Source organism: Flintibacter hominis (assembly GCF_014287965.1).
Lineage (GTDB): Bacteria > Bacillota > Clostridia > Oscillospirales > Oscillospiraceae > Lawsonibacter > Lawsonibacter aceti.
This window is the reverse complement of sequence record NZ_JACOPO010000001.1, coordinates 433355-452985: the sequence shown is the minus strand read 5'-3', so window position 1 is coordinate 452985 and position 19631 is coordinate 433355. Positions and strand designations below refer to the sequence as shown.

General features: G+C 49.2%; 20 protein-coding genes. 7 read left to right on the top strand and 13 right to left on the bottom strand.

Features of this window, described 5'->3' with window-relative positions; genetic code table 11:
- The first annotated feature begins 21 nt into the window (after positions 1-21).
- The 6 genes from H8S11_RS02165 (at position 22) to H8S11_RS02140 (ending at position 4393) form a co-directional block, all read left to right on the top strand.
- The gene (locus tag H8S11_RS02165; RefSeq protein ID WP_186852022.1) at positions 22-1137 is read left to right on the top strand and encodes a M20/M25/M40 family metallo-hydrolase; all 1116 of its coding nucleotides are present in this window, start codon (positions 22-24) and stop codon (positions 1135-1137) included.
- 415 nt (positions 1138-1552) lie between these two features.
- Complete coding sequence (locus tag H8S11_RS02160) at positions 1553-1891, top strand: helix-turn-helix domain-containing protein (protein ID WP_147572047.1); 339 nt, start codon at positions 1553-1555, stop codon at positions 1889-1891.
- A 22-nt stretch (positions 1892-1913) separates the two neighbouring features.
- The gene (locus tag H8S11_RS02155) at positions 1914-2450 is read left to right on the top strand and encodes an RNA polymerase sigma factor (protein WP_186852021.1); all 537 of its coding nucleotides are present in this window, start codon (positions 1914-1916) and stop codon (positions 2448-2450) included.
- A 79-nt stretch (positions 2451-2529) separates the two neighbouring features.
- Positions 2530-3387, top strand: coding sequence for a DUF4367 domain-containing protein (locus H8S11_RS02150; protein WP_186852020.1), 858 nt, complete (start codon positions 2530-2532; stop codon positions 3385-3387).
- Positions 3388-3401: 14 nt separating this feature from the next.
- The gene (locus H8S11_RS02145) at positions 3402-3830 is read left to right on the top strand and encodes a hypothetical protein (protein ID WP_186852019.1); all 429 of its coding nucleotides are present in this window, start codon (positions 3402-3404) and stop codon (positions 3828-3830) included.
- Positions 3831-3976: 146 nt separating this feature from the next.
- Positions 3977-4393: a sporulation initiation factor Spo0A C-terminal domain-containing protein gene (locus H8S11_RS02140; protein WP_186852018.1), complete on the top strand. Its 417-nt coding sequence runs from the start codon at positions 3977-3979 to the stop codon at positions 4391-4393.
- 569 nt (positions 4394-4962) lie between these two features.
- On the opposite strand, the gene H8S11_RS02135 is transcribed toward H8S11_RS02140, so the two are convergent.
- From H8S11_RS02135 to H8S11_RS02110, 6 genes are all read right to left on the bottom strand, one after another.
- Positions 4963-6159, bottom strand: coding sequence for a Zn-dependent hydrolase (locus H8S11_RS02135; protein WP_147572042.1), 1197 nt, complete (start codon positions 6157-6159; stop codon positions 4963-4965).
- A gap of 7 nt (positions 6160-6166) precedes the next feature.
- Complete coding sequence (locus H8S11_RS02130) at positions 6167-7603, bottom strand: dihydroorotase (RefSeq protein WP_147572041.1); 1437 nt, start codon at positions 7601-7603, stop codon at positions 6167-6169.
- Positions 7604-7654: 51 nt separating this feature from the next.
- Positions 7655-8293, bottom strand: a complete 639-nt coding sequence (locus H8S11_RS02125) for an aspartate/glutamate racemase family protein (protein WP_147572040.1) — start codon at positions 8291-8293, stop codon at positions 7655-7657.
- A gap of 95 nt (positions 8294-8388) precedes the next feature.
- Positions 8389-9420: a TRAP transporter substrate-binding protein gene (locus H8S11_RS02120; RefSeq protein ID WP_186852017.1), complete on the bottom strand. Its 1032-nt coding sequence runs from the start codon at positions 9418-9420 to the stop codon at positions 8389-8391.
- Between the two features lie 47 nt (positions 9421-9467).
- Positions 9468-10772 carry a TRAP transporter large permease gene (locus tag H8S11_RS02115; RefSeq protein WP_147572038.1) on the bottom strand — a complete coding sequence of 435 codons (1305 nt, stop codon included), beginning with the start codon at positions 10770-10772 and terminating at the stop codon, positions 9468-9470.
- Positions 10769-11266, bottom strand: coding sequence for a TRAP transporter small permease (locus tag H8S11_RS02110; RefSeq protein WP_147572037.1), 498 nt, complete (start codon positions 11264-11266; stop codon positions 10769-10771). Before H8S11_RS02110 ends, H8S11_RS02115 begins: the two co-directional genes overlap by 4 nt.
- 380 nt (positions 11267-11646) lie before the next feature.
- Here H8S11_RS02110 and H8S11_RS02105 point away from each other — a divergent pair, with 380 nt between their 5' ends.
- Entirely contained in the window at positions 11647-12414 is a 768-nt protein-coding gene (locus tag H8S11_RS02105; RefSeq protein WP_147572036.1) for an IclR family transcriptional regulator, read from the top strand.
- Positions 12415-13341: 927 nt separating this feature from the next.
- On the opposite strand, the gene H8S11_RS02100 is transcribed toward H8S11_RS02105, so the two are convergent.
- The 7 genes from H8S11_RS02100 to H8S11_RS02070 form a co-directional block, all read right to left on the bottom strand.
- Positions 13342-14619, bottom strand: coding sequence for an aspartate aminotransferase type Ic (locus H8S11_RS02100; RefSeq protein WP_186852016.1), 1278 nt, complete (start codon positions 14617-14619; stop codon positions 13342-13344).
- A gap of 115 nt (positions 14620-14734) precedes the next feature.
- The gene (locus tag H8S11_RS02095; RefSeq protein WP_186852015.1) at positions 14735-15412 is read right to left on the bottom strand and encodes an aspartate/glutamate racemase family protein; all 678 of its coding nucleotides are present in this window, start codon (positions 15410-15412) and stop codon (positions 14735-14737) included.
- Positions 15413-15484: 72 nt separating this feature from the next.
- Positions 15485-16834, bottom strand: a complete 1350-nt coding sequence (locus H8S11_RS02090; RefSeq protein WP_186852014.1) for a TRAP transporter large permease subunit — start codon at positions 16832-16834, stop codon at positions 15485-15487.
- A 209-nt stretch (positions 16835-17043) separates the two neighbouring features.
- A complete protein-coding gene (locus tag H8S11_RS02085; protein ID WP_186852013.1) occupies positions 17044-17544 on the bottom strand; it encodes a flavin reductase in 501 nt (166 codons plus the stop codon).
- Between the two features lie 146 nt (positions 17545-17690).
- Positions 17691-18107 (bottom strand): NADH-quinone oxidoreductase subunit I, encoded by a 417-nt coding sequence (locus tag H8S11_RS02080; protein ID WP_243200890.1) that lies wholly within the window; start codon positions 18105-18107, stop codon positions 17691-17693.
- A 98-nt stretch (positions 18108-18205) separates the two neighbouring features.
- Entirely contained in the window at positions 18206-19306 is a 1101-nt protein-coding gene (locus H8S11_RS02075; RefSeq protein ID WP_186852011.1) for an NAD(P)/FAD-dependent oxidoreductase, read from the bottom strand.
- Positions 19299-19628, bottom strand: a complete 330-nt coding sequence (locus H8S11_RS02070; protein WP_186852010.1) for a (2Fe-2S)-binding protein — start codon at positions 19626-19628, stop codon at positions 19299-19301. The genes H8S11_RS02075 and H8S11_RS02070 overlap by 8 nt, the downstream gene beginning before the upstream one ends.
- Positions 19629-19631: the final 3 nt, after the last annotated feature.

Here is a 19631-nt window from a genome sequence, read left to right as displayed (position 1 = left end):
TATCATAAGGAGGCCAGCTATATGATCAACAGGGACCGTCTTTTGGATACCTTTTTGGACTATGTACGCATCGACAGCGAGAGCACTCATGAGGGCGCTATTGCCGCCCGCGTGGCAGAGGACCTTCAGGCCATCGGCTGTCAAGTGGATCTGGATGATACCCAGGCCCAGACCGGAAGCGACACCGGCAATCTGTACTGCACCCTGCCTGGGACCGCTCCCGGTCAGCCCATCCTTCTGTCCGCCCACCTGGACACAGTAATTCCTGGCACGGGAGTGGAGCCGGTGCTGGAGAACGGGGTGATCCGCTCCAAAGGAGACACAGTGCTGGGCAGCGACGACAAGGCGGGCGTGGCCGCTATCGTAGAGGCCCTGCGCTCCCTGGTAGAACAGCGGCTCCCCCACCCTCCAGTCCAGGCGGTCTTTACCGTGTGTGAGGAGATCGGCCTGCGTGGCTCTCGCCATCTGGATGATAGCCGCATCCTGGCCAAACAAGCGGTGGTACTGGATAGCGATGGGGACGCCGGACGTATCATTACCAGTGCCCCCGGCCAGTACCAGATCACCGCGCGGATCACCGGCTGCCGCGCCCATGCGGGCGTCGCCCCGGAGGAAGGGATCAGTGCCATTCAGGTGGCGGCGGAGGCCATCTCCCAAATGCGTCTGCTGCGGGTGGACCAGGAGACCACGGCTAACATCGGCTCTGTTTCTTCCCAGTATGCCACCAACATCGTCCCAGAGGTGCTGGACCTGGCGGCGGAGGCCCGCAGCCGTGACGCGGAAAAGTTGGAACGGCAGGCGGAGCACATGGCTCAGTGTCTCCGTCATGCCTGTGAAAAATACGGGGCGGCGTTGGATCTTCAGATGAGCAAGGCCTACTCCCCCTTCTCCATCCCCAGCGAGGACTCCTTCCTCCGGGCAGTGATGGCCGCCTGTGAGCGGGTGGGGTTAACTCCCTCCCTGTCCGCCACCGGAGGCGGCAGCGATGCCAACAATATGAACGCCCACGGTATCAAAGCTCTGGTACTGGGGGTAGGGATGTCTAAGGTCCACACTACTCAGGAGGAAATCAGCGTCCAAAAGCTGGTAGATACCGCTTCCCTGGTACTCTCCCTCATCACAGATGAAGCGCCTTAAAAACTGTCGATTTTTGGCGGTTCCATCCCAATGTTCACAAAAAATTCACAGCAAAGTCACGGTTTTGCCTTAATTGTATTGTATGATGAGGCCGTGATCAGATAAGAGATCAAGTTACTCCCATTTCTCCCTCTCCTTACACAACACACAGCAAGAAGCCCCGGCCTAAAGGCCGGGGCTTCTTGTATGTACGGCACATTTCTACCAGGTCTGGTGGCCCAGGGCAGCGCCTCTTTCCCAGTTGAGCGGCGGCATTTCTCAACCATCCTCCTATTGTGCTCCATGTTCCAAATGTGGTTTCCCAAGAAGATGAAATTCTCTTGCATTTCCTGAAATGGTAAAATATTATATACCTATTGGTGCTTTTACTTCCTTTCATTTGGGAAATATAATTTTACCGAATGGAGGAATCAGTATGGATGATGCCACCTTAGCTGTAGTGATCGGAGATAATATCCGAAGATACCGGGAGAGAGCTAACCTGACACAGGGTCAGTTGGCAGAACAGGCCGGGGTCGGGACTGCGTTTATCTCCCGGGTCGAACGCGGCGAAAAGATGATGAAATTAAAAACTCTGTACGCCATCGCGGACGCGCTCCAGGTTGGGTTTGACGCCCTGGTGTACCAGGAACACCACAACGTTTCTTCTCAAAACATCATAAAGATGCTTTCTAATAAATCCCCCGAATTTATCAGTGGAGTAGAGCAGCTGGTGCGGGTATGTATCGATCAGTTTGACAAAGAGGATCTATAAACAGGGATGGGAGTGCACGCGCATGGGCCACAGAGACGCATCAAGTCAAGAAGCGTTTTTCAACTGCCTATACGAGGAACGGTTTAGCAAGATGAAGCGATACGCCCTGATCCTCCTGTCAAATCCAGAACTGGCGGAAGAAGTTGTGCAGGATGCCTTCTTGGAGCTGTATCTGCACATCGATGAGGTGATGGCCCATGAAAAGCCGGAGTTCTGGCTGCAAAAGGCAGTAAAATATAAATCGCTCCATAAATTGAGGGAGAGGGCCAGGGACCTGAAGCAATATGTGTCCCTGGATTCGGACGCGATTCCGCCCATTTCCGCTCCAGACGAGTTTGAAAAGATAGAGGAAGATCCAGACAGTCTGGAGAAACTCAATCGAAAAATCTCGGAGGCGCTGCCGGCAAAAGATTTACATATATTCAAGCGGGTAGCGTTAGACGGCGTTCCATATAAGAAAATATCTGAGGAAATCGGCTTAACCATTGGCGTCTGTCAAAAACGGGTTCAACGGACCAGGCAGAAATTAAAGAAACGCCTGCTGGAGCAGCGGGACTAAAAATTTTTGAAAATTTTTTGGAAATTCCTGTCCGTTTTTCCATTTTCCTGGAATTATATTTTGGAAGGGGGTTCAGAGCATGGCAAATAAGAAGTATGCCAAACTGGACCAGTTGACCACCGCAGAGCTTGAATCCATTTTGCGGGCAGACCTCTCTGACGTTGAGAGCGATCCCGAGCTGATAGACCATGTGCTGGAGGTGATTTTAGAGAGAGAACAAGAAGAAAGTGACAGCAGCTCCTCCGACCGGGCGAGAGCCAGGGCGGATTTTGAGAAGCTATATAAAGGTTTGAACGAGCCTCTTTACCCTATCCCAGAGCGGACAACTGGTCCCGGCCACGAGCTCCCCTTCCACATCAAGAGTCGTCGTCGGAAGGTCCGTCGTACTTTACTCGCTGCCGCCGTGGTGGCTGTGCTGGTCGCGCTGACCTGCATCCCTGTACTGGGAGATGCCAACCTGTTCCAGCTGGTCGCCCATTGGACCACCGAGCAGTTTTCGTTCCGGGTCATGGAGGACGGATCATCCTCCGTGTCATCCGCGGACCCAGATCCAGTACCGGAGGAATTTGCCGTGTTCCAGGACCTGGTCGGAGAAAAGGGTTTAACACCTGTCATCCCTGTGATTCCGGATGGGTTTGAAGCTGTGAAGTCACAGCTATTTACATCTTCTGCCTCAGGACTTTCAAAGTTTTCTGTCATCTACAAAGATGAAGATAATCGCATAATTTTTGAAATCACGGAGATGGAGGGGCAAGCAAAATCAAAATATGAAAAAACTGCCAAGTTGGTGAAGACTTCCGTATACAATGGAGTTCAGTACTATTTCTTCAGCAATATCATGACTAACTCAGTCACCTGGAACTTAGATGGCTTAGAGTATTGTATATTTAGTGATTTACCGATCTCTGCTCTTGAAGAAGTCATAACTTCAATTTAAGAGGAGTGGTAACTTTGAAGCGTAAGCATTTTCGCAATTTGGTCGCAATGGTCTGTTGCCTGATGGTTCTAAGCACCACAGTATTTGCTGCAAAGATTTCTGAAGCAAGAGCTAGTGCACAAATCTCTGCATATTATATTGAGGTAACTACCGATTCAGGAAGAATCAATGTAGAATTCTCTGTCACCGGAACTGATATTGTAGACAAGCTGGGGTGCGAGAGCATCTATGTCTACGCCAGACAAGACTCCAGATGGCGGCTCGTGGAGGCCTGGGTGGAGGACGACGAGGGGATGAGTGTAAGCGATCACTTTGTTCATTCGAATGTGATTTTCTGCAACGGCACCGCCGGTGTCGAGTATAAGGTCGTCGCCACCATCTTTTCTGAAAACAGCCTCGGCCGGGACACAAGATCGGAAACCACTTATGTGACAGGGGAATAAAGGCCATCTTATAAAAGACCAGGGCGGGTTCTATCCGTCCTGGTCTTTTCTTGTGCAGCCACAGGGCCGGGGTCCCTTTCTCCCGCCCACCTGGCCCCGGCCTCCCTTGATTTTCCCCTTGCAATACTTTTGAAAGGAAGATGAGTATGAAAATCTATTTTTTGGTCCCTGAGGACGAGCTGCCGCAGGATCAATTCGACAGAAAAGCTCTGGATATAGAGGCGCTCTTGAGACGGTTAGGTGTTACCAGAAAGTTGACCGGCTTTCAGTATGTGTGCTACATGGTGAACCAAGTCGTAGAGGACCCCAGCCGGCTCAGTTTGATCACAAAGCGTCTGTATCCAGAAACCGCCCGCCACTTTCATACCACCCGTGATAGCATCGAGTTGGCCACACGCAACGTAATTCGGGCCGTATGGGGTCAGGCGGATCACCGTCTATTGGATCACATCGCGGGAATCCATCTGGAAAAGCGGCCCAGCAACTGTGAATTTATCGATATTTTATCCAGCTTTTTAAGCCGCCCCCAAGAAGATAAGGAGATTTCATCTGAGGACAAGTAAGGATCAAAAAGCGGTATAGGATCACACGGGTACGACTGCATCGCCCACAGGTGTTTTCAGGCTCTACGGTTCTTATAAAAATAGCCACCCCAATAAGGTGTGGCTATTTTTATAAGGTATCGCAACGGCCACTTCGGGTTTCCAGCTCCATGCTCAGTACCAAATTCAAGCCCGGCACAGTGGTCTCATTCATTAAAACACCAAGAGTAAGCGGCCAACGGGAAAAAATCGAAGTCAAAACACACCGGTTCCAATTTTTCGATTTAAGTGAATTCATGCTTATGCCTTTTCTGTTTAAAAATCTTGATTGAACCTGTTTGAATGAACATCAACAGCAGTTCGAAGTTTGAAGAACAGCACGCCTTACACTAAATTTTGTTTTTTGTACTCAGCTAATGTCATAGGCTGGTCTATATCAGGAAGCCTGGATTCCGTACTACAAAAAGGCTCCTACTCGATTGAAACAATGTCAAATAATTTACTTAAATTTGGTTACATCTTTAAAAACGAAGAGAAGCGGGCGGGATGCATTGCATTCCGTCCGCTTCTCTTCGTTTGAGGGGCCGCAATTATTTGCGGTCCGTCTTATCCAGAGTAAGCACAGTTTTGAAGAGGACCTCGGCACCCAAGTCGACGTGATGGGGCTCAGTCCATTCCTTACCGTGATGGCTAATGCCATTAACACTAGGGACAAAAATCATTCCAATAGGCACGCCCTCGTGAGCCATTGGATTGGCGTCATGTCCAGCTCCGCTAGGCATAATCATATGGCTGATGTTCAGCTCAGAGCAAACTTGATCAATGATTCGGACCAGCTTAGGATCGCAAGGAGTGGAGTACTTAGCCACAGTGTTCTTGAAGGTAAAGGTGCAGTTCGGTATCTCCTTGGCCGCGGCTTGAATGTCGGCGAAGAACTGGTCGGTAACAGATTTATCCATATGTCGCATCTCAAAGGTAGCCACTACCTCATTTGGGATGACATTCTCCTGACCAGGAGCCACAGACATCTTGCCTACGGTAAAGACCAGGGTATCATCTAACTCCCGGGCGCGAGCATCCGCTGCCACAATCAGTTTGGACATACCCACCAGGGCATCCTTGCGATTGGGCATCATGGTGGTCCCCGCATGGTTGCTCACACCGTTAGCCGTAACTTGGTAGCGGATAACGCTGACAATGCCGTTGACCACGCCAACGTCTATATCAGCGCTGTCCAGTTTGTCGCCCTGCTCAATGTGATACTCGAGATAGCAGTCATATTTGCTGATGTCCTTTTTGGCAGTGCGGACGTCGTCCGGAGTACGGTCAAAAGTGGCGAGCTTTTCGGCATAGCCAGGCTGATCCGGATCCAACATCCCGGTAATAGCGCGGCTGCCAAAGGTACCACCCAGGATACTTGACTCTTCCATGTTGAAGCCCCAAATCTCCAGAGTATGGTCCAGGATAATATCCTGTTCCTTTAAGCGATAGACACACTCTACTGCGCCAGCGACGCCCAGCATTCCGTCGAACACGCCGCCTTTGATGACAGTATCTAGGTGTGAGCCCAAGACGATAGACTTTAGGGATGGATCCTTACCAGGCAGAATACCATGGAGGTTGCCCACTGGATCCACCTCAGTTTTCATGCCAAGGGACTCCATATGCTTCTTGATAAGCTCCAGGGCCTGGAAATAATCTTCGGAGAAACCTAGGCGGGTAATGGAACCGTCCTCATTGCGACCAATCCCACCAGCCTCCATAAGTATGTTGTTGAGTCGGCCCATTACAAGCTCATCCTTTCTTGTTAGGAGTTACCATTTGGCCCCAGCCAGCGGCACTTTCGTCCACCACGCCATTCTCCACCACTACACGTCCGCGAACCACGGTATAATCCACAGAGCAGCCTAGCCTCCAGCCCTCGAACACCTTCATAGTGTCCCGCGCCTGAGAGTAGCTGTCCTTGGCCTGGAAAGTATGCTCATGCCCCATATCTACAATAACCAAGTCAGCATCGGCTCCAGCGGAGATAGTACCTTTCTGAGGATAGATGTTGAAGCACTTAGCGGGGTTGACACACAGCAGCTCCACCACCCGTTCCATGGACACGCGGCCCTTCTTGGCCTCGGTGAGCATCAGAGGCAGGCGCAGGTCGATGCCCGGGAAACCGGCAGGGGAAAGAAAGATGTCCTTGTTACCGTTCTTATCCAGCTTATCTTTCTCAGAAACCAGATAGGGGCTGTGATCGCTGCCAATGAAGTCTACAGTGCCGTCTAGGACGTAGTCCCACAACTTCTCTACTTCTTCCTTCTTACGCAGGGCAGGGTTGCATTTAGCGTAGGCACCGAACTTTTCCACATAGCTCTCGTCCAATAGCAAGTAGTGGGGGCAGGTCTCTACAAATACCTTTTGACCCTCGGCCTTGGCCTGCTTAGCCAGCTCCATAGCCTCCCAAGAAGATACATGGACCAGTTCGATGGGGCAGCCCACATCCTTGGCAAACTTTAGCATCTTGGATATGGCCTCAATCTCCACAATGGGAGGCCGGGACAAGCAGTGAGCAATATTCTCGCCCTGGCATCCCTCTTCGCGCAGGTGCTTGATAAATCCAGTGACCAACTCGTTGTCCTCGGCATGAGCAGCCAGGGGCAGACCGGTCTTCTTAACCTCCTGGAGCACCCGGTAGAGCTGATCATTATTCGCGCTGGTCAGGCCCTCAAACTCCTGCTCACGGCCTTCGGGGGCGTCGTGCAGAAAGGTCTTATAGGCGACGATACCGGCATGGGACAAAGGTTCAATAGCTTCGGGGTGCTGACCACCTGCGGCACCATAGAAACAGAAGTCTACGCATACACCCTTTTCATGGCGATCATTAGCTGGAGAGTCCTTACCAGTACAAATATCCAGACGATTCTGAAGAATCTCAGCCTTCCACTGGGGGGGCATAGAAATAGGGTGCTCAAAGAAGGTGGTACAGCCGCCAGCCGCAGCCGCCCGAGATCCAACCTCAAAGGTTTCACGCTCCCAGTGCCCGGGGTCACGGTAATGGACATGGGTATCGATACCGCCGGGAATTACATACTTGCCCGTCGCATCAATGGTGCGTTGTGCCTCTGGCAGGGTGCCGGACATACCAACGAGAACAAACTTCCCGTCCTTGATGCCCACATCACACTCCCGGAAGCTACCATCCACATACACCTTACCATTCTTAACTACTAAATCCAGCATAACTCTTTCCTCCTCATAAAAATTGAGTCACAATAGGATGTTTCGAAATCTTCAAAATTTGCGCTTGCACTTTTGATAGCTAACTAGCCCGGCCGCCAGAAATAGGGCACACGCTACACCGTCCAATACGGGGCAGCCCAGCTCACGCTCGATATAGCCATCAGCTGTGGTGTAATTGGCACAGCCCAACACAATCACGTCTACACCAAACTCCTTGCGGGCCTCCTGTGCAGCCTTCAGTAGATCCTCTTTGTCATCGCTACGAGAAACCTTAATAGTGCGCAATAAATCGTCGCAGTGGTACTTGCGAGCCAAGGCAATCTTCTTAGAGATGGACTTGGGTCCGGGCGAAATGACGGCGTAGCCGTTGCCCATGGCGGCACCGATCTTGATGGACGCCTCGGCAATACCAACTACCGGTTTATCAGTAATTTCCCGGACCAAATCTAAATTGGGGTCGGAATGACAGGCTACTACGAAAGCGTCATAGTCCTGGCCACGGCCGCGGACGATCTCCATCATCTCCTCGCCAGAAATGGCCTGGTCCTCATAGGAAGCGACTAACTTGGGCGCCCGGGTGACATGAGTAACGTCTACTTCTACTCCGGGAAGCGCCAGGTTCTTTGCTTTCTCCGCCATCAGACGGTCAGTATTCTCATCGCTGTTCGGGTTGATGATTAGAATGCGCATGACATAATCCCTTCCTTTCCATTTTTGAAATGCGGGGCCTGATTTCCGGTGGTCCGCAAATCAGGCCCTGCATCGGTAATCATATGGGGCGAGACTCAGGCAAGATAAGCCTCATAAACGGCGGGGTCAACAGTTGCCTTAATAGCATCCCACTGGGGTTGGATGCGATCAACAAAAGCTTGGCGCTGCTCGTCGGTTAGTTCCACGATAGTACAGCCGTAATCCTGAATCTCCTGTGTCCACTCAGCCTCCTGGGACAGGGCATACTCAGTAGCGGCATCACAGCCAGCCTGGATACCTTCATCCAACAGAGTACGGTCTTCCTCGGACAAGCTCTGATAAAGGGCGTCGTTCACCAGCCACTGCTGGACCTGCTGCTGATGGTTAGTCAGCGTAATATAGGACTGCTGCTCATAGAACTTCTGGGAGTAAATCAGCTCGATTGGATTCTCCTGAGCGTCCACGGTACCTTGCTGCAAAGCGGTGTACAGCTCATTGAAGGCAAAGGGGGTGGGGGTGGCCCCTAAGGACTCCCAGCCCAAGATGTGGTACTCATTTTGCTGCACGCGGAAGGTCAGTCCGGCCAGATCCTCCGGAGAAGTAATAGCCTTGTTAGCGGTAACATCACGGAAGCCATGGATACTAAAGCCTGCCAGGTGAATACCTACGTCAGTATACTTCTCACCAATGGTCTTAATAAACTCGCCGTTGTTGGAATACTTATCCTTTACTGCATCAATATCGTCGAAGGTGAAGTACATATCGTAAACAGCAGTATCAGGAACATAGTTAACGATAACGGAGTTGGCCAGACACATCTCAATAGAACCATTCTGCACCATCTGACACAGCTCGTCGTCGCTGCCCATGGAGTTATTGGGATACACGTTGACAGTGAAGCGACCCGTGTTCTCAAGATACTCTTCCATCGCTAGGCATCCTACCTGCTGGGCAGTAGACTCGGCACCACCATGGCCGATATTAATAGTAATCTTTTCACCATTGCCACCGGCATTTCCGCTGACGTTGCCTCCAGAATTGGATGAGTTGTTGTTGTTACCTCCACAGGCGGCCAGGGACAAGGTAACACCAAACGCAAGAGACAGAGCCAATAATTTCTTTCGCATATATATTCTCCTTTCAATTTCTATTCACCGCAAAATACTGCGGGGAATCACTTAGTTGAGAGCAGAGCGGGCAGAAATTCGCTGATTTGCGGGATATAGGTAATCAACATCAGTGCAATCAGGAACATTCCTATAAAGGGCAACGCATTTTTGGCGATACGGGCGATTGGGGTCCCGGTCAGGGACTGGGCCACAAACAGATTCGTACCGATAGGGGGTGTGACAAAGCCGATGGCCAGGTTGACAGACATGATAATACCAAAGTGGACAGCACCTACGCCGTAGGACTGCACAATAGGCCAGAAGATGGGGGCCAGGATCAGAATGGCAGGCACCGTATCCATGACCATGCCGGTAAACAATAGGAATATATTAATGGCCAGCAAAACTAGGATCTTGGAGTCGATATTGCTGGTGACAATCTCAGCCAGGGTTTGGGGCACGTTCAGGATATTCAGGATGCGACCAAACACGGTGCAACAACACAGAATCAACATAACAGGAGTAGCGGTCTTGGCGGTGTCAATTAGGCAGCTTACCAGCTCCTTGAAGCGGATGGTGCGGTAAGCAAACACACCGACCAACAATGCGTATACCACGGAAATGCAGGCAGCCTCGGTGGGAGAGCAGATACCAGTATAGATGCCGCCCAGGATGATAACGGGGGCAAACAGAGCGAAGAAGCCCCGGCGAAATACTTTCCCAAAGCCCATGGCTTTCAGCGCATCAGCCTCCTCCTTAATACGCAGGCCGGAGGTGTCGTGGTGGCGAATGTAATACATCACGTACGCAATCAGGCATATGGCAATGAGGATGCCGGGGGCAAAACCAGCAATAAACAGGTCGCCCACTGAGGCCCCCGTAGCTAAGCCATAGGTGATGTATGGAATACTGGGAGGAATGATGACGCCCAGTCCGCCTGATACTGCGGTCATGGCTGTGACAAAGTCTTTGTCATAGCCCAGACGGACAAGCAGGGGGATACACATGGTGCCAATAGCGGCCACGGTGGCGGGGCCTGAACCGCAAATAGCGCCGTAAAACAGGCAGGTAATCACCACAGCGATGGGCATTCCGGCGGGACGCTCCCCAAAGAAGTAGGCGAAAAAGTTGAATAGACGGTCAGACATACCGCTGGCGGCCATGATACTAGATGAAAGCATAAACAGGGGGATGGCCAGCAACACATAGGAGTCTAAGCCGTTGACCATGGTCCGGAACACGAATTCTGAATCCGCGGTAAAACCGGAGTCCATCAGATATGGGACAAGGGAGGTCCAGCCCACGCTGAAAGCGATGGGTACGCCTAGAGCCAGAAATACTACAAAGACAAGAAAAATAATACCAATCACGTCGCATCAGCCTCCTTATCAGTGATATCGCGCTTCGTCACCCGGAGGATAATCCGCTGGATCATTCGAATTACACCCATAATCAGGCCGAAGAATAGGGAAAAATACAAAATCCAAGAAGGCATCCGCATACCAGGGGAAGTGATCCCATTGGAGTAGAAGTAATCCAGCGCACCCAGACCAGCGGGGATCATATACACCAAGAAACTCAGCGTAACTATATCCTGAATCCAGACGAACACTCGGGTTACTTGGGGCCAGAAGCTTTCGATAATGTTGACGCGAATGTGGGAAGCATTTTTGATGCCGTAGCCTATGCCGCTGAAGGTAAACCAGATAAATAGATACCGGGTACACTCTTCTGTCCACGACAAAGGGCTTTTTAACACATACCGGAAAAAAACGTGGACCGCCATAAAGACCACGACTCCGATGAGGGTGACAGACATAAGCACTTCCTCAAAGTGCTTGTCCATCCAACGCAGGACTCTCATTTACAGTTCCTCCCTTTGATATAATAGACACAATAAAGAAATGCAATTCTTTATTGTAAATAAATTATACTACAAGGTAATAAGAGCAGTCAAGAGAATTTACACGCATACGCCGCCAAAAAATCTTATCATTTAGTATAAATCAACTAATATTAACTCAATCAACATTATGTAAATTAGGGAAATCAAAATAATTCTTTCATAAAATAGTGAACAAAAATAGCAAAATTTTAAAAAAGAGCCAGAATCGGAAGGAAAATCTGGCAGGAGCAAGGTTATAGTCATAAGAGCGAAAAAACAAGTTTATATTTGCTAATTGTTTTTTGCATGATATAATAATAGTATTTCATAAATGGATGGAATGAGGAAGGAGTAAAACTATGTCGGAGAACGGCGTCGGATATATCAACTCTATTATTCGGGCTACCAACATCCTGGAGCTATATAATAAGCTAGACGTTGAATATCTTGGCTTAGCTGAAATTAGCAAGGAGCTTGACCTGCATAAAACCACAGTGTTTCGAGTGGTAAAAACGCTGGAGCATCAAGGCTGGCTACGCCAGGAAGCCCCCAATGGAAAATATAGGCTTAGCTCCAAGTTGATCACACTGGCATCCGCCATGACGCATAGCACCTCGGTTGACGATCTGATTCTTCAAGAGATGCGAGATCTACGGGATGAATACAATGAGGATGTGGTTCTCACAGGTTTGATCGATGATGTAGCAGTGTGCATGGAAAAGGTGCAATCTAACAATATGCTCAGGGTCCACTCTCGAGTTGGGCGGGCCTCAAATCTGTTCAAAGGCTCCACTGGAAAGACGTTGTTAGCCTTTTTCCCAAAGGAGAAAGCACGCAGGATACTGGATCACCATTTTTCCGACTCGGTGGAGGACCAGGAGGAGCGTAAGCACCTGGAGCAGACACTCCAACAGATCCGAGAAGATGGGTTCTGTTCCACCACCTCGGAACAGGACCCAGGCATTACATCTGTCGCAGTACCAATTTTTGACCGTGAAGGGCAAGTCCGCTACTCCCTTGCCCTTCTAGGTGAGGAAAACCGCATGTCGCAGAAGGGACTGTCCAAAATGCTTGAAAGTTTGCGGCAGTCCACCCACAGGCTCGCAGAAGAGATAGACTTCTCATAATTGAGTCGATGACTGCCATATAAGATTGGGTATATAAGCAAGGGCAGGAGCCTTCACTCCTGCCCTTATTTGATAGAGTATATCTTTACAAGAAATAACAATTCTTTAAGATATACTACTGACTGACACTTATTTGAAACACATCTTTGCTTTTAACTTGTAATGTGGTAACAAAAAAGATGCAGTGGCTTTCACCAAAACCCAAATCGAGGCCCAGCCTTGGTCAGCCCACTTTTTGTCATATTCATTATGTTCCTTTCATAAATGTAAGGCTTCGTATAAACAAGTATCTCTGGAATGATAACAAGAACTCTACACGACATGCGACCCAGATAAGTTTGCCATCTCAGGCGGAGTTACGGAGCCAACCTGTGGATTGGAGATTCTCTCTCCTGGTATTTGCGGGAGGAGGGGCCGCTTGTACAGACAGCCATCAACAACGCCAATCTTTTTCGCTTATCTGATTGAGGTGAAGCCCGCGAGTTAGGTGATGAAAGCTCCGACCTGGAGCTCCCAAAGGATGCGGGCCAGTCCTAAGCTGAGAACACCCTCCAGTTCGATTTAGCGGCAGGAAAAGAAATTTTGCCAAAATTTTCTGTCCACTTTGAGAAATGCAAAAATCGGCAGAGAAAATTCCGGAAAAATTCGAATGCCTTCTAAATCTCCCCCCATATTTTGATGGAGAAAATCTTGGCAAACAGTCGAACAAAAAAAGAGGCAGGAAATCCCTGCTGGGACCCCCCGCTTCTATTTTGAATTCTGCAGGTGCCTCGTTACACCAAATTTGACCAATAACACTTGACTGTTGTCCGTATAATCTTATATTTTTCACTATATTCTTGACGGGTAGTAGTTCCCACTATTATCTGAATCTAGTTCATTACTGCAACACTACAAACGGGAGCCAATACAATACTAATTAAATGTTCATTGCTTATTCAACTTTTCCAATGCCGATAGCTTTAAGCAAACACACAGTACTGAAACTGCTTTCTTCAACTCATTTACCGAGGGGAAGGAGGGGGCAATACGGATGTTGCTATCCTGGGGGTCTTTTCCATAGGGGAAGGTGGCACCCGCATTAGTCATAGTAACACCTGCCTCTTTGCACAGTACTAATGTCCTTTTTGCAGTACCAGGCATGGCATTCAGCGACACGAAGTAACCACCTTTAGGGTGCCGCCAGGATGCGATGTTCAAGGGAGCAATCTCCTGATTCAAGGCATCCAATACACACTGAAACTTCGGCCGCAATATCTCTGCATGTTTGCGCATCAGTTCTATCATGTGCGCTTTGTCCTTCAAATACAGCACATGGCGTTGCTGATTCACTTTATCATAGCTGATGACCTGGGCATCAAGCAGTTTCTTCATATAGGTCATATTATCTTCCGAGCAGGCAAAGCAAGAGATTCCCGCACCCGGCAGAGTGATCTTGGAGGTAGAGGCAAACTCGAATACCATGTCGGGATTGCCATACGAGGCGCATAGAGTCAATATATCCGGCAATGTCTCACAACCATCTTCCAGGTCATGGATGCAGTAAGCATTGTCCCACATCAGCAGGAAGTCGGGCGCCGCAGGCTTCAGAGATGCGATACACCGAATGGTCTCTTCGGAGTAGACTATGCCATCCGGGTTTGAATATTTAGGCACCGTCCACATGCCTTTGACTGCTGGGTCCTTTACAGCGTTTTCCACCATGTCCATATCCGGTCCATTGTCAGTCATAGGAACAGTGATCAGTTCAAATCCAAAGGACTCTGTAATTTTGAAATGACGGTCGTAACCGGGAGCAGGACATAACCATTTCAATTTCTCCTCTTTGCACCACGGGCGGGAGGAGTGGAGCAGGCCGTGGGTATAGCCTTTGGCTACAGTATCATACATAAGCTGCAGACTGGCATTTCCGCCTACAAAGACTTGATCTTCTCTGCAACCCAGCACTTCGGCAAAAAGCCGCTTTGCGGCAGGTAGGCCGGTCATTTCACCGTAGTTACGCACCTCAATGCCGTCGGACAGATAGTCCTCCGGGCTTCTCATTATATCAAAAATGCCCCGGGTCAGATTCAACTGGTCTTCGCCCGGCTTCCCACGGGCCATATTTAGCTTTAAGTTCTGAGCCTTCAGATCCTCAAATTGAGCCAAAAGGTGCTGGTATTCCGCCTCGCGTTCCTCACTGGACATCTGGGGATAGGGAATCATAAAGACACATCCTCTCTTAAAATATGTTTGATATAATCTTGGTAAAGAGGGTGGATATTGAGTGGTCATATCCACCCTCTTAAGCACCATTGCCGTGATGTAAAGATACAACTAGTCAGGACACACCGCTCATCACATAGTTCGCTAAAGAGACTATACTATAGACCGGAAGATGAGTCGCCATCTCTATGGCCTTGGCAAAGGGTGGCATATTAGTACATTCTAAAACGATTGCACCAATCTCCGGATGGGCGGTCTGAAAACCGACCGCAGCGTTCACCATGATCTGTTCTAACGCATCATAGTCGAAAGGGACCGCATCAGGGGAGTCGGTAAAAACTTTTCCGAAGTCGGTTTCAGAAACGCCCCATATGACTTTTGGGATATGGTCGATCCCGACTCCATTTAGGTGCTTTTCTGTTAAATTCTTCTCATTGATAGTAATAATGCCGACCTTCTGATTGTAATTCAACATAGGATATATGAACGATGCGTTCATCAGGCTTGAGGTAAACAGAGGGATTGAAACGCTCGCAGCCAATTCCTTTTGAAAGATGGCAAGAAAACCACAACTTGTAGTGATAGCCCGGACACCCTCACGCTCTAACTCTTGAGCTGCCTGGATAAAAGGGGTCAACAGGCTAAGGTCAGTGGATAGGCAGATATTAGCAGGAGTAGCTCCGCATACGATCTTTTTCCGAATTGGAAAGGAAAAGGTAGCAGGGTTGCCAATATCTCCGTTGATTCTCGGGAAATGGGTGTCCAGCATTAAAATACCAAGTTCCTGCGACATAGTCCGCCTCCAATTACAAAAAGATAATAGGTCTGGGGTGTCACCGCTACCGTCCCTGGGAGATCCAGGTATTTAGAGGTACAGGCAAGCAAAGCCGACTGCCGCAAAATAAAGATTCTGCGGAAGTGCGTAACACATGGCCCGAATAGGATCGGCCTTCTTCTTGGTAATTCCTTCGGCCAGACCGCACTGGACAAAGATGGCCAAGTCAGCAGGAGGCATACCCTGTCCAGCCATAGCCAAGTGGGCTCCCGCTAACGCCAGCATAACTGGAGAGGTGCCAGAGGCCAATAGTACAGGGGCCATCAGTACAAAGATAGTGTTTTGAGCCGTGGTCTGGGATCCTGTTAGCATACCGACCAACATCAAGGCAAGGCCACCACCGATCTTAATGATGTGACTGTTTAGACCAGAGGCAAAATCAGTCAGGATGGCAATCTGTCCTGCATTGTAGAAAGCGCCAATCATCAAAGCGGCCGCCATTTGAACGGCGATATTGGGTAGAACAATCTTGAATGCTTTTTTGGCAACATCGGGCAAGTTCTTATGGACGGGCTTATAGAACAGTCCTACAATGGCCGCCATTAGGATATTTAGCACCATCAGGTTTGAAAGGCCACAGACCACAGGAAGCTGGCTGAGCCAAGGCAGTATGGGACCCAGAATCATGGTGGCGATGTCGATCTTAAAGCCGGTACGAAGCACAACCAGTGTAATCAAGACCATCAGGGGAATCAGTGTCTTCCATCGCTTTTTCAGAATTTCGCTGGCTTTCTCCTTTGGAATTAGATGTTCGGGAAGCACCTTGATCTTCACAAAGGTAGAGAAGTAGATACACATCAGGATTACACCGAAACCGACCGTGAAGTATGCATACTTGGAAACCTCAACAGGATCGGCGCCGACATGAGAGGACGCCAAGAAGATAGACTGGGTAACCGGGGGCATAATGGAACCCAAGCAGGCACCGCAAACCACGATACATACCGTCTGCTCAATCTTTAGGCCCAGGTCGTCCAGAGATGCGATAATCATAATACCTATCACTGTGCCGGCAGCGGTAGCGTCACCGATAAGGGAGCCAGCAAAGGTAAGGACTATAATAATACATACAACTAGTCCTTTGGGCCGTTTGCCAAACGCAGAACGGCAGACGTCCAAGACGGTGTCCAGAGTACCGATACGCATGGACATCTCTGCGTAGAAACCGCCAATCAGAATAATAAAGATGACCCAAGATTGGCGGTTCAAACCATCAACAAAATAATTGAGCCAATCTATGGGGTTAAATATACCAGCAATGAGCATTGCAACCATGCCTGTGACGGCCAGTCCGATTGGAATACTACCGCCGATGACTGGAATTTTTTTGATAAAGATGATGCCGAACAGGATTATAATAGGAATAATTACGGTATACACAGTTTCCTCCTCCAAATCAATAATAGTCTATTGGTATTATAATGGTGTTTTGTGTTCGGGGTTGGTTGCCTTGTTTTTCTCTGCTGGATTATCTGCTATCCTACAATGAAAGCGCAAAAGAAAGGCATCTATGATTTCTGGGCAATAGACAAAGGAGAACTGTTAAAATGTAAAAAGTACTGTTGCTATTTGGGCCTTATGGTTGCAGACTACTCTGACATGAACGCCTGCTCTATCTCAACGACATAAGCAGTGTGAAAATCGTGGTTAGCATACCATCTTTTGAGGATATCACTATCCAAAAAACATTTGGGATCCATCTCCTGAGCATATAGTTTTCTACAGAACAGTATAAGCTTTCCTTGTGCAAAATAGGGTGTCCCATCTTTCCAGAGTAACTCTAAGCCAGTGTTGGCAATCTTATCTTCTTGTCTACCGGAGACGCTTCCGATGTAGGAGAGTTCTTTTTTCCATGAATCATTCAAAAATGTCAATGAAAGAGTTTCGGAAGCATCAATAAACTCTTTGGTATATCTCTGGGGCCGAATGAAGAGAAAAGCAACTTTTTTCCCAAAGAGCACACCGAGACCGCCCCAGGATGCAGTCATCGTGTTCGCTACGCCGTCCCTGGCGGCGCTCACCAGCATCCAAGTATCGCCAATTAAACCAAAGACGTTTTGTGTCAGTTCTTCAGGACGAATTTTTCTCATGTTTAGACTCCTTTTGCTTGGTTAAGATTAAATAAAATTCCTATCCGCGCATTAAGATCAAACGGGGATAGGAATTTTGCTGTTCTGGCTACACCTGAAGTTCCATTTGCAACACTTACTTGTGGACCCACAGGTCCCATAAGAGCTTAAAGCCGACGGATAGAGATAACCTGCTCATAGTACTCCTTAGGAAATACAGCAGTAACAACAGCGGTGCTGTGATTGGCAGGTGCATTGTTCACCCGAAGGATGATTCCGTCGCACACGACCTGGCCCTGACGGTCCACCATCTTAACCGCCTGCCCCTTTTCTGGGATAGGCAGATACTCATAGGGGAAAGAAATGGTGGCCTCGCTGCTACTGTAGGTATAGTCTCTGACACAAATAGCAAGCCCAGGGCAGCATGCGATACATATCCCGCATCCAATGCACTTATCATAGTCGATAGCAGGCAAATTTGTAATGGGATTGCCTACATGGATCGCGTCTTGAGGACAAGCAGATTCACAGGGATTACAGGGAATTTCTTCAATACACTCGATTACAGCCAAAGGTCCCTTCATGCGCTCCTCCTCAGAGGGAAACCGCCCTGCAACTTTCAATTCCTCCAGAGAAGGTGCCCCGGTCAGTTTCAGGCCACACTTTTTACAACCATTGCAATTCATCCAATCACCTCAGTTCCCTTTTTCAACATGTAGTCTTTGGAATCTTTGCGGCGCTGGCCAAAATAGCCGCATCGGAGCGCATCCAGGCTGTTCCAAACGGCATCAGACCGCTTCACCGCCTCATCAGCACTGAGATATCCCAATGCGGCGGCTGCATTAATACCCGCTAGTTTTCCTTCCTCCATAGCAGTACTGGCCTCCTCTACGCCAGCGATATCGCCCGCCACATAGATATTTTCCATTGTAGTACGCATTTCTTTGTTATGGATAGGAAGATTTCCGCCCAGCGCAGGCACAAAATCAAATTGGCACCCCGCGATCCATGCCAACTCTGTCAAGGGGGTCAGCCCAGTGGCCAGACATACTGTGTCCGCTTCCAGCATTCTTTCAGTCCCAGGAATCTGCTGGAAATGGTCATCCAAATCCACCAGCTCAACGCGCTCAACGCGTTTATCACCGAAGGCCTCTTTAATTGTAGTGGAAGTGTAGAAGGGGACGCCTGCACGGCAGACCTTGGCAGTATGAACGCCATACCCCCCCAGCTTTGGCGCAGCTTCAACAATAGCGACCACATCAGCCCCAGCCTGGAGTAGCTGATAGGAAACAATAACGCCCACATTGCCCGATCCTACCATAATGATCTTCTCACCGGGCAGCACTCGATTTACATTGATCATCGTTTGAGCGGCTCCTGCTCCCATTACACCAGGAATATCCCAGCCAGGGAAGGTAACAGCGTTTTCTGTCGCACCAGTAGCAATAATGATTTTTTCTGCCCGAACGCGCACATTTTTTTTCTTATCCCGGACGATCCAGATCTCATTGCCGTTTTCGATGCCGCACACCTCACTGTTCAGCCAGACTTCGATGCCCAGCTTCTGGGTTTCTTCCAACAGTTCGGTGCCGATGTAGTAGCCACGGGTCCCAGCATGGTGAGCCCGAGAGCCAAAGAACTTATGAATCTGCTTGAAAAGCTGACCGCCGGGACGCGCATTTTCGTCGATTAGCAAAACCGGGCAACCTGTTTTAGCTGCTTCGATTGCCGCAGAGAGTCCAGCAGGGCCGGCACCGATCACAACAAGTCTCCTATCAATCATTGCTGTTCCCCTCCTGCCACTTTCCGTTCCCAATCTGTGTTTGGATATGCATACCATCATGAACCGGGGTAATACAGGTTCGGACGTTAGGGACACCATCTACTGTCATAATACAGTCGGTGCATCTGCCAATTCCGCAGTAAATGCCCCGTGGCTTGTGGTTATGCTCGGTATAACGGAACGTAGAGATCCCCAATGCCAGTAAAGCAGCGGCAATCATTTCTCCTTCCTGAGCCTCATAAGGCGTTCCATCAACATAGATATGAACTGTTTTTCGTTCTGGCGCATTTCCCAGAATTGGATGCTCTGTAACCCTCTTCATTGG

Coding starts and splice junctions, on each gene's coding strand:
- H8S11_RS02165 (WP_186852022.1), top strand. CDS start 22: ATGATCAACAGGGACCGTCTTTTGGATACCTTTTTGGACTATGTACGC.
- H8S11_RS02160 (WP_147572047.1), top strand. CDS start 1,553: ATGGATGATGCCACCTTAGCTGTAGTGATCGGAGATAATATCCGAAGA.
- H8S11_RS02155 (WP_186852021.1), top strand. CDS start 1,914: ATGGGCCACAGAGACGCATCAAGTCAAGAAGCGTTTTTCAACTGCCTA.
- H8S11_RS02150 (WP_186852020.1), top strand. CDS start 2,530: ATGGCAAATAAGAAGTATGCCAAACTGGACCAGTTGACCACCGCAGAG.
- H8S11_RS02140 (WP_186852018.1), top strand. CDS start 3,977: ATGAAAATCTATTTTTTGGTCCCTGAGGACGAGCTGCCGCAGGATCAA.
- H8S11_RS02135 (WP_147572042.1), bottom strand. CDS start 6,159: ATGGGCCGACTCAACAACATACTTATGGAGGCTGGTGGGATTGGTCGC.
- H8S11_RS02130 (WP_147572041.1), bottom strand. CDS start 7,603: ATGCTGGATTTAGTAGTTAAGAATGGTAAGGTGTATGTGGATGGTAGC.
- H8S11_RS02125 (WP_147572040.1), bottom strand. CDS start 8,293: ATGCGCATTCTAATCATCAACCCGAACAGCGATGAGAATACTGACCGT.
- H8S11_RS02120 (WP_186852017.1), bottom strand. CDS start 9,420: ATGCGAAAGAAATTATTGGCTCTGTCTCTTGCGTTTGGTGTTACCTTG.
- H8S11_RS02110 (WP_147572037.1), bottom strand. CDS start 11,266: ATGAGAGTCCTGCGTTGGATGGACAAGCACTTTGAGGAAGTGCTTATG.
- H8S11_RS02105 (WP_147572036.1), top strand. CDS start 11,647: ATGTCGGAGAACGGCGTCGGATATATCAACTCTATTATTCGGGCTACC.
- H8S11_RS02100 (WP_186852016.1), bottom strand. CDS start 14,619: ATGATTCCCTATCCCCAGATGTCCAGTGAGGAACGCGAGGCGGAATAC.
- H8S11_RS02095 (WP_186852015.1), bottom strand. CDS start 15,412: ATGTCGCAGGAACTTGGTATTTTAATGCTGGACACCCATTTCCCGAGA.
- H8S11_RS02085 (WP_186852013.1), bottom strand. CDS start 17,544: ATGAGAAAAATTCGTCCTGAAGAACTGACACAAAACGTCTTTGGTTTA.
- H8S11_RS02080 (WP_243200890.1), bottom strand. CDS start 18,107: ATGAAGGGACCTTTGGCTGTAATCGAGTGTATTGAAGAAATTCCCTGT.
- H8S11_RS02075 (WP_186852011.1), bottom strand. CDS start 19,306: ATGATTGATAGGAGACTTGTTGTGATCGGTGCCGGCCCTGCTGGACTC.
- H8S11_RS02070 (WP_186852010.1), bottom strand. CDS start 19,628: ATGAAGAGGGTTACAGAGCATCCAATTCTGGGAAATGCGCCAGAACGA.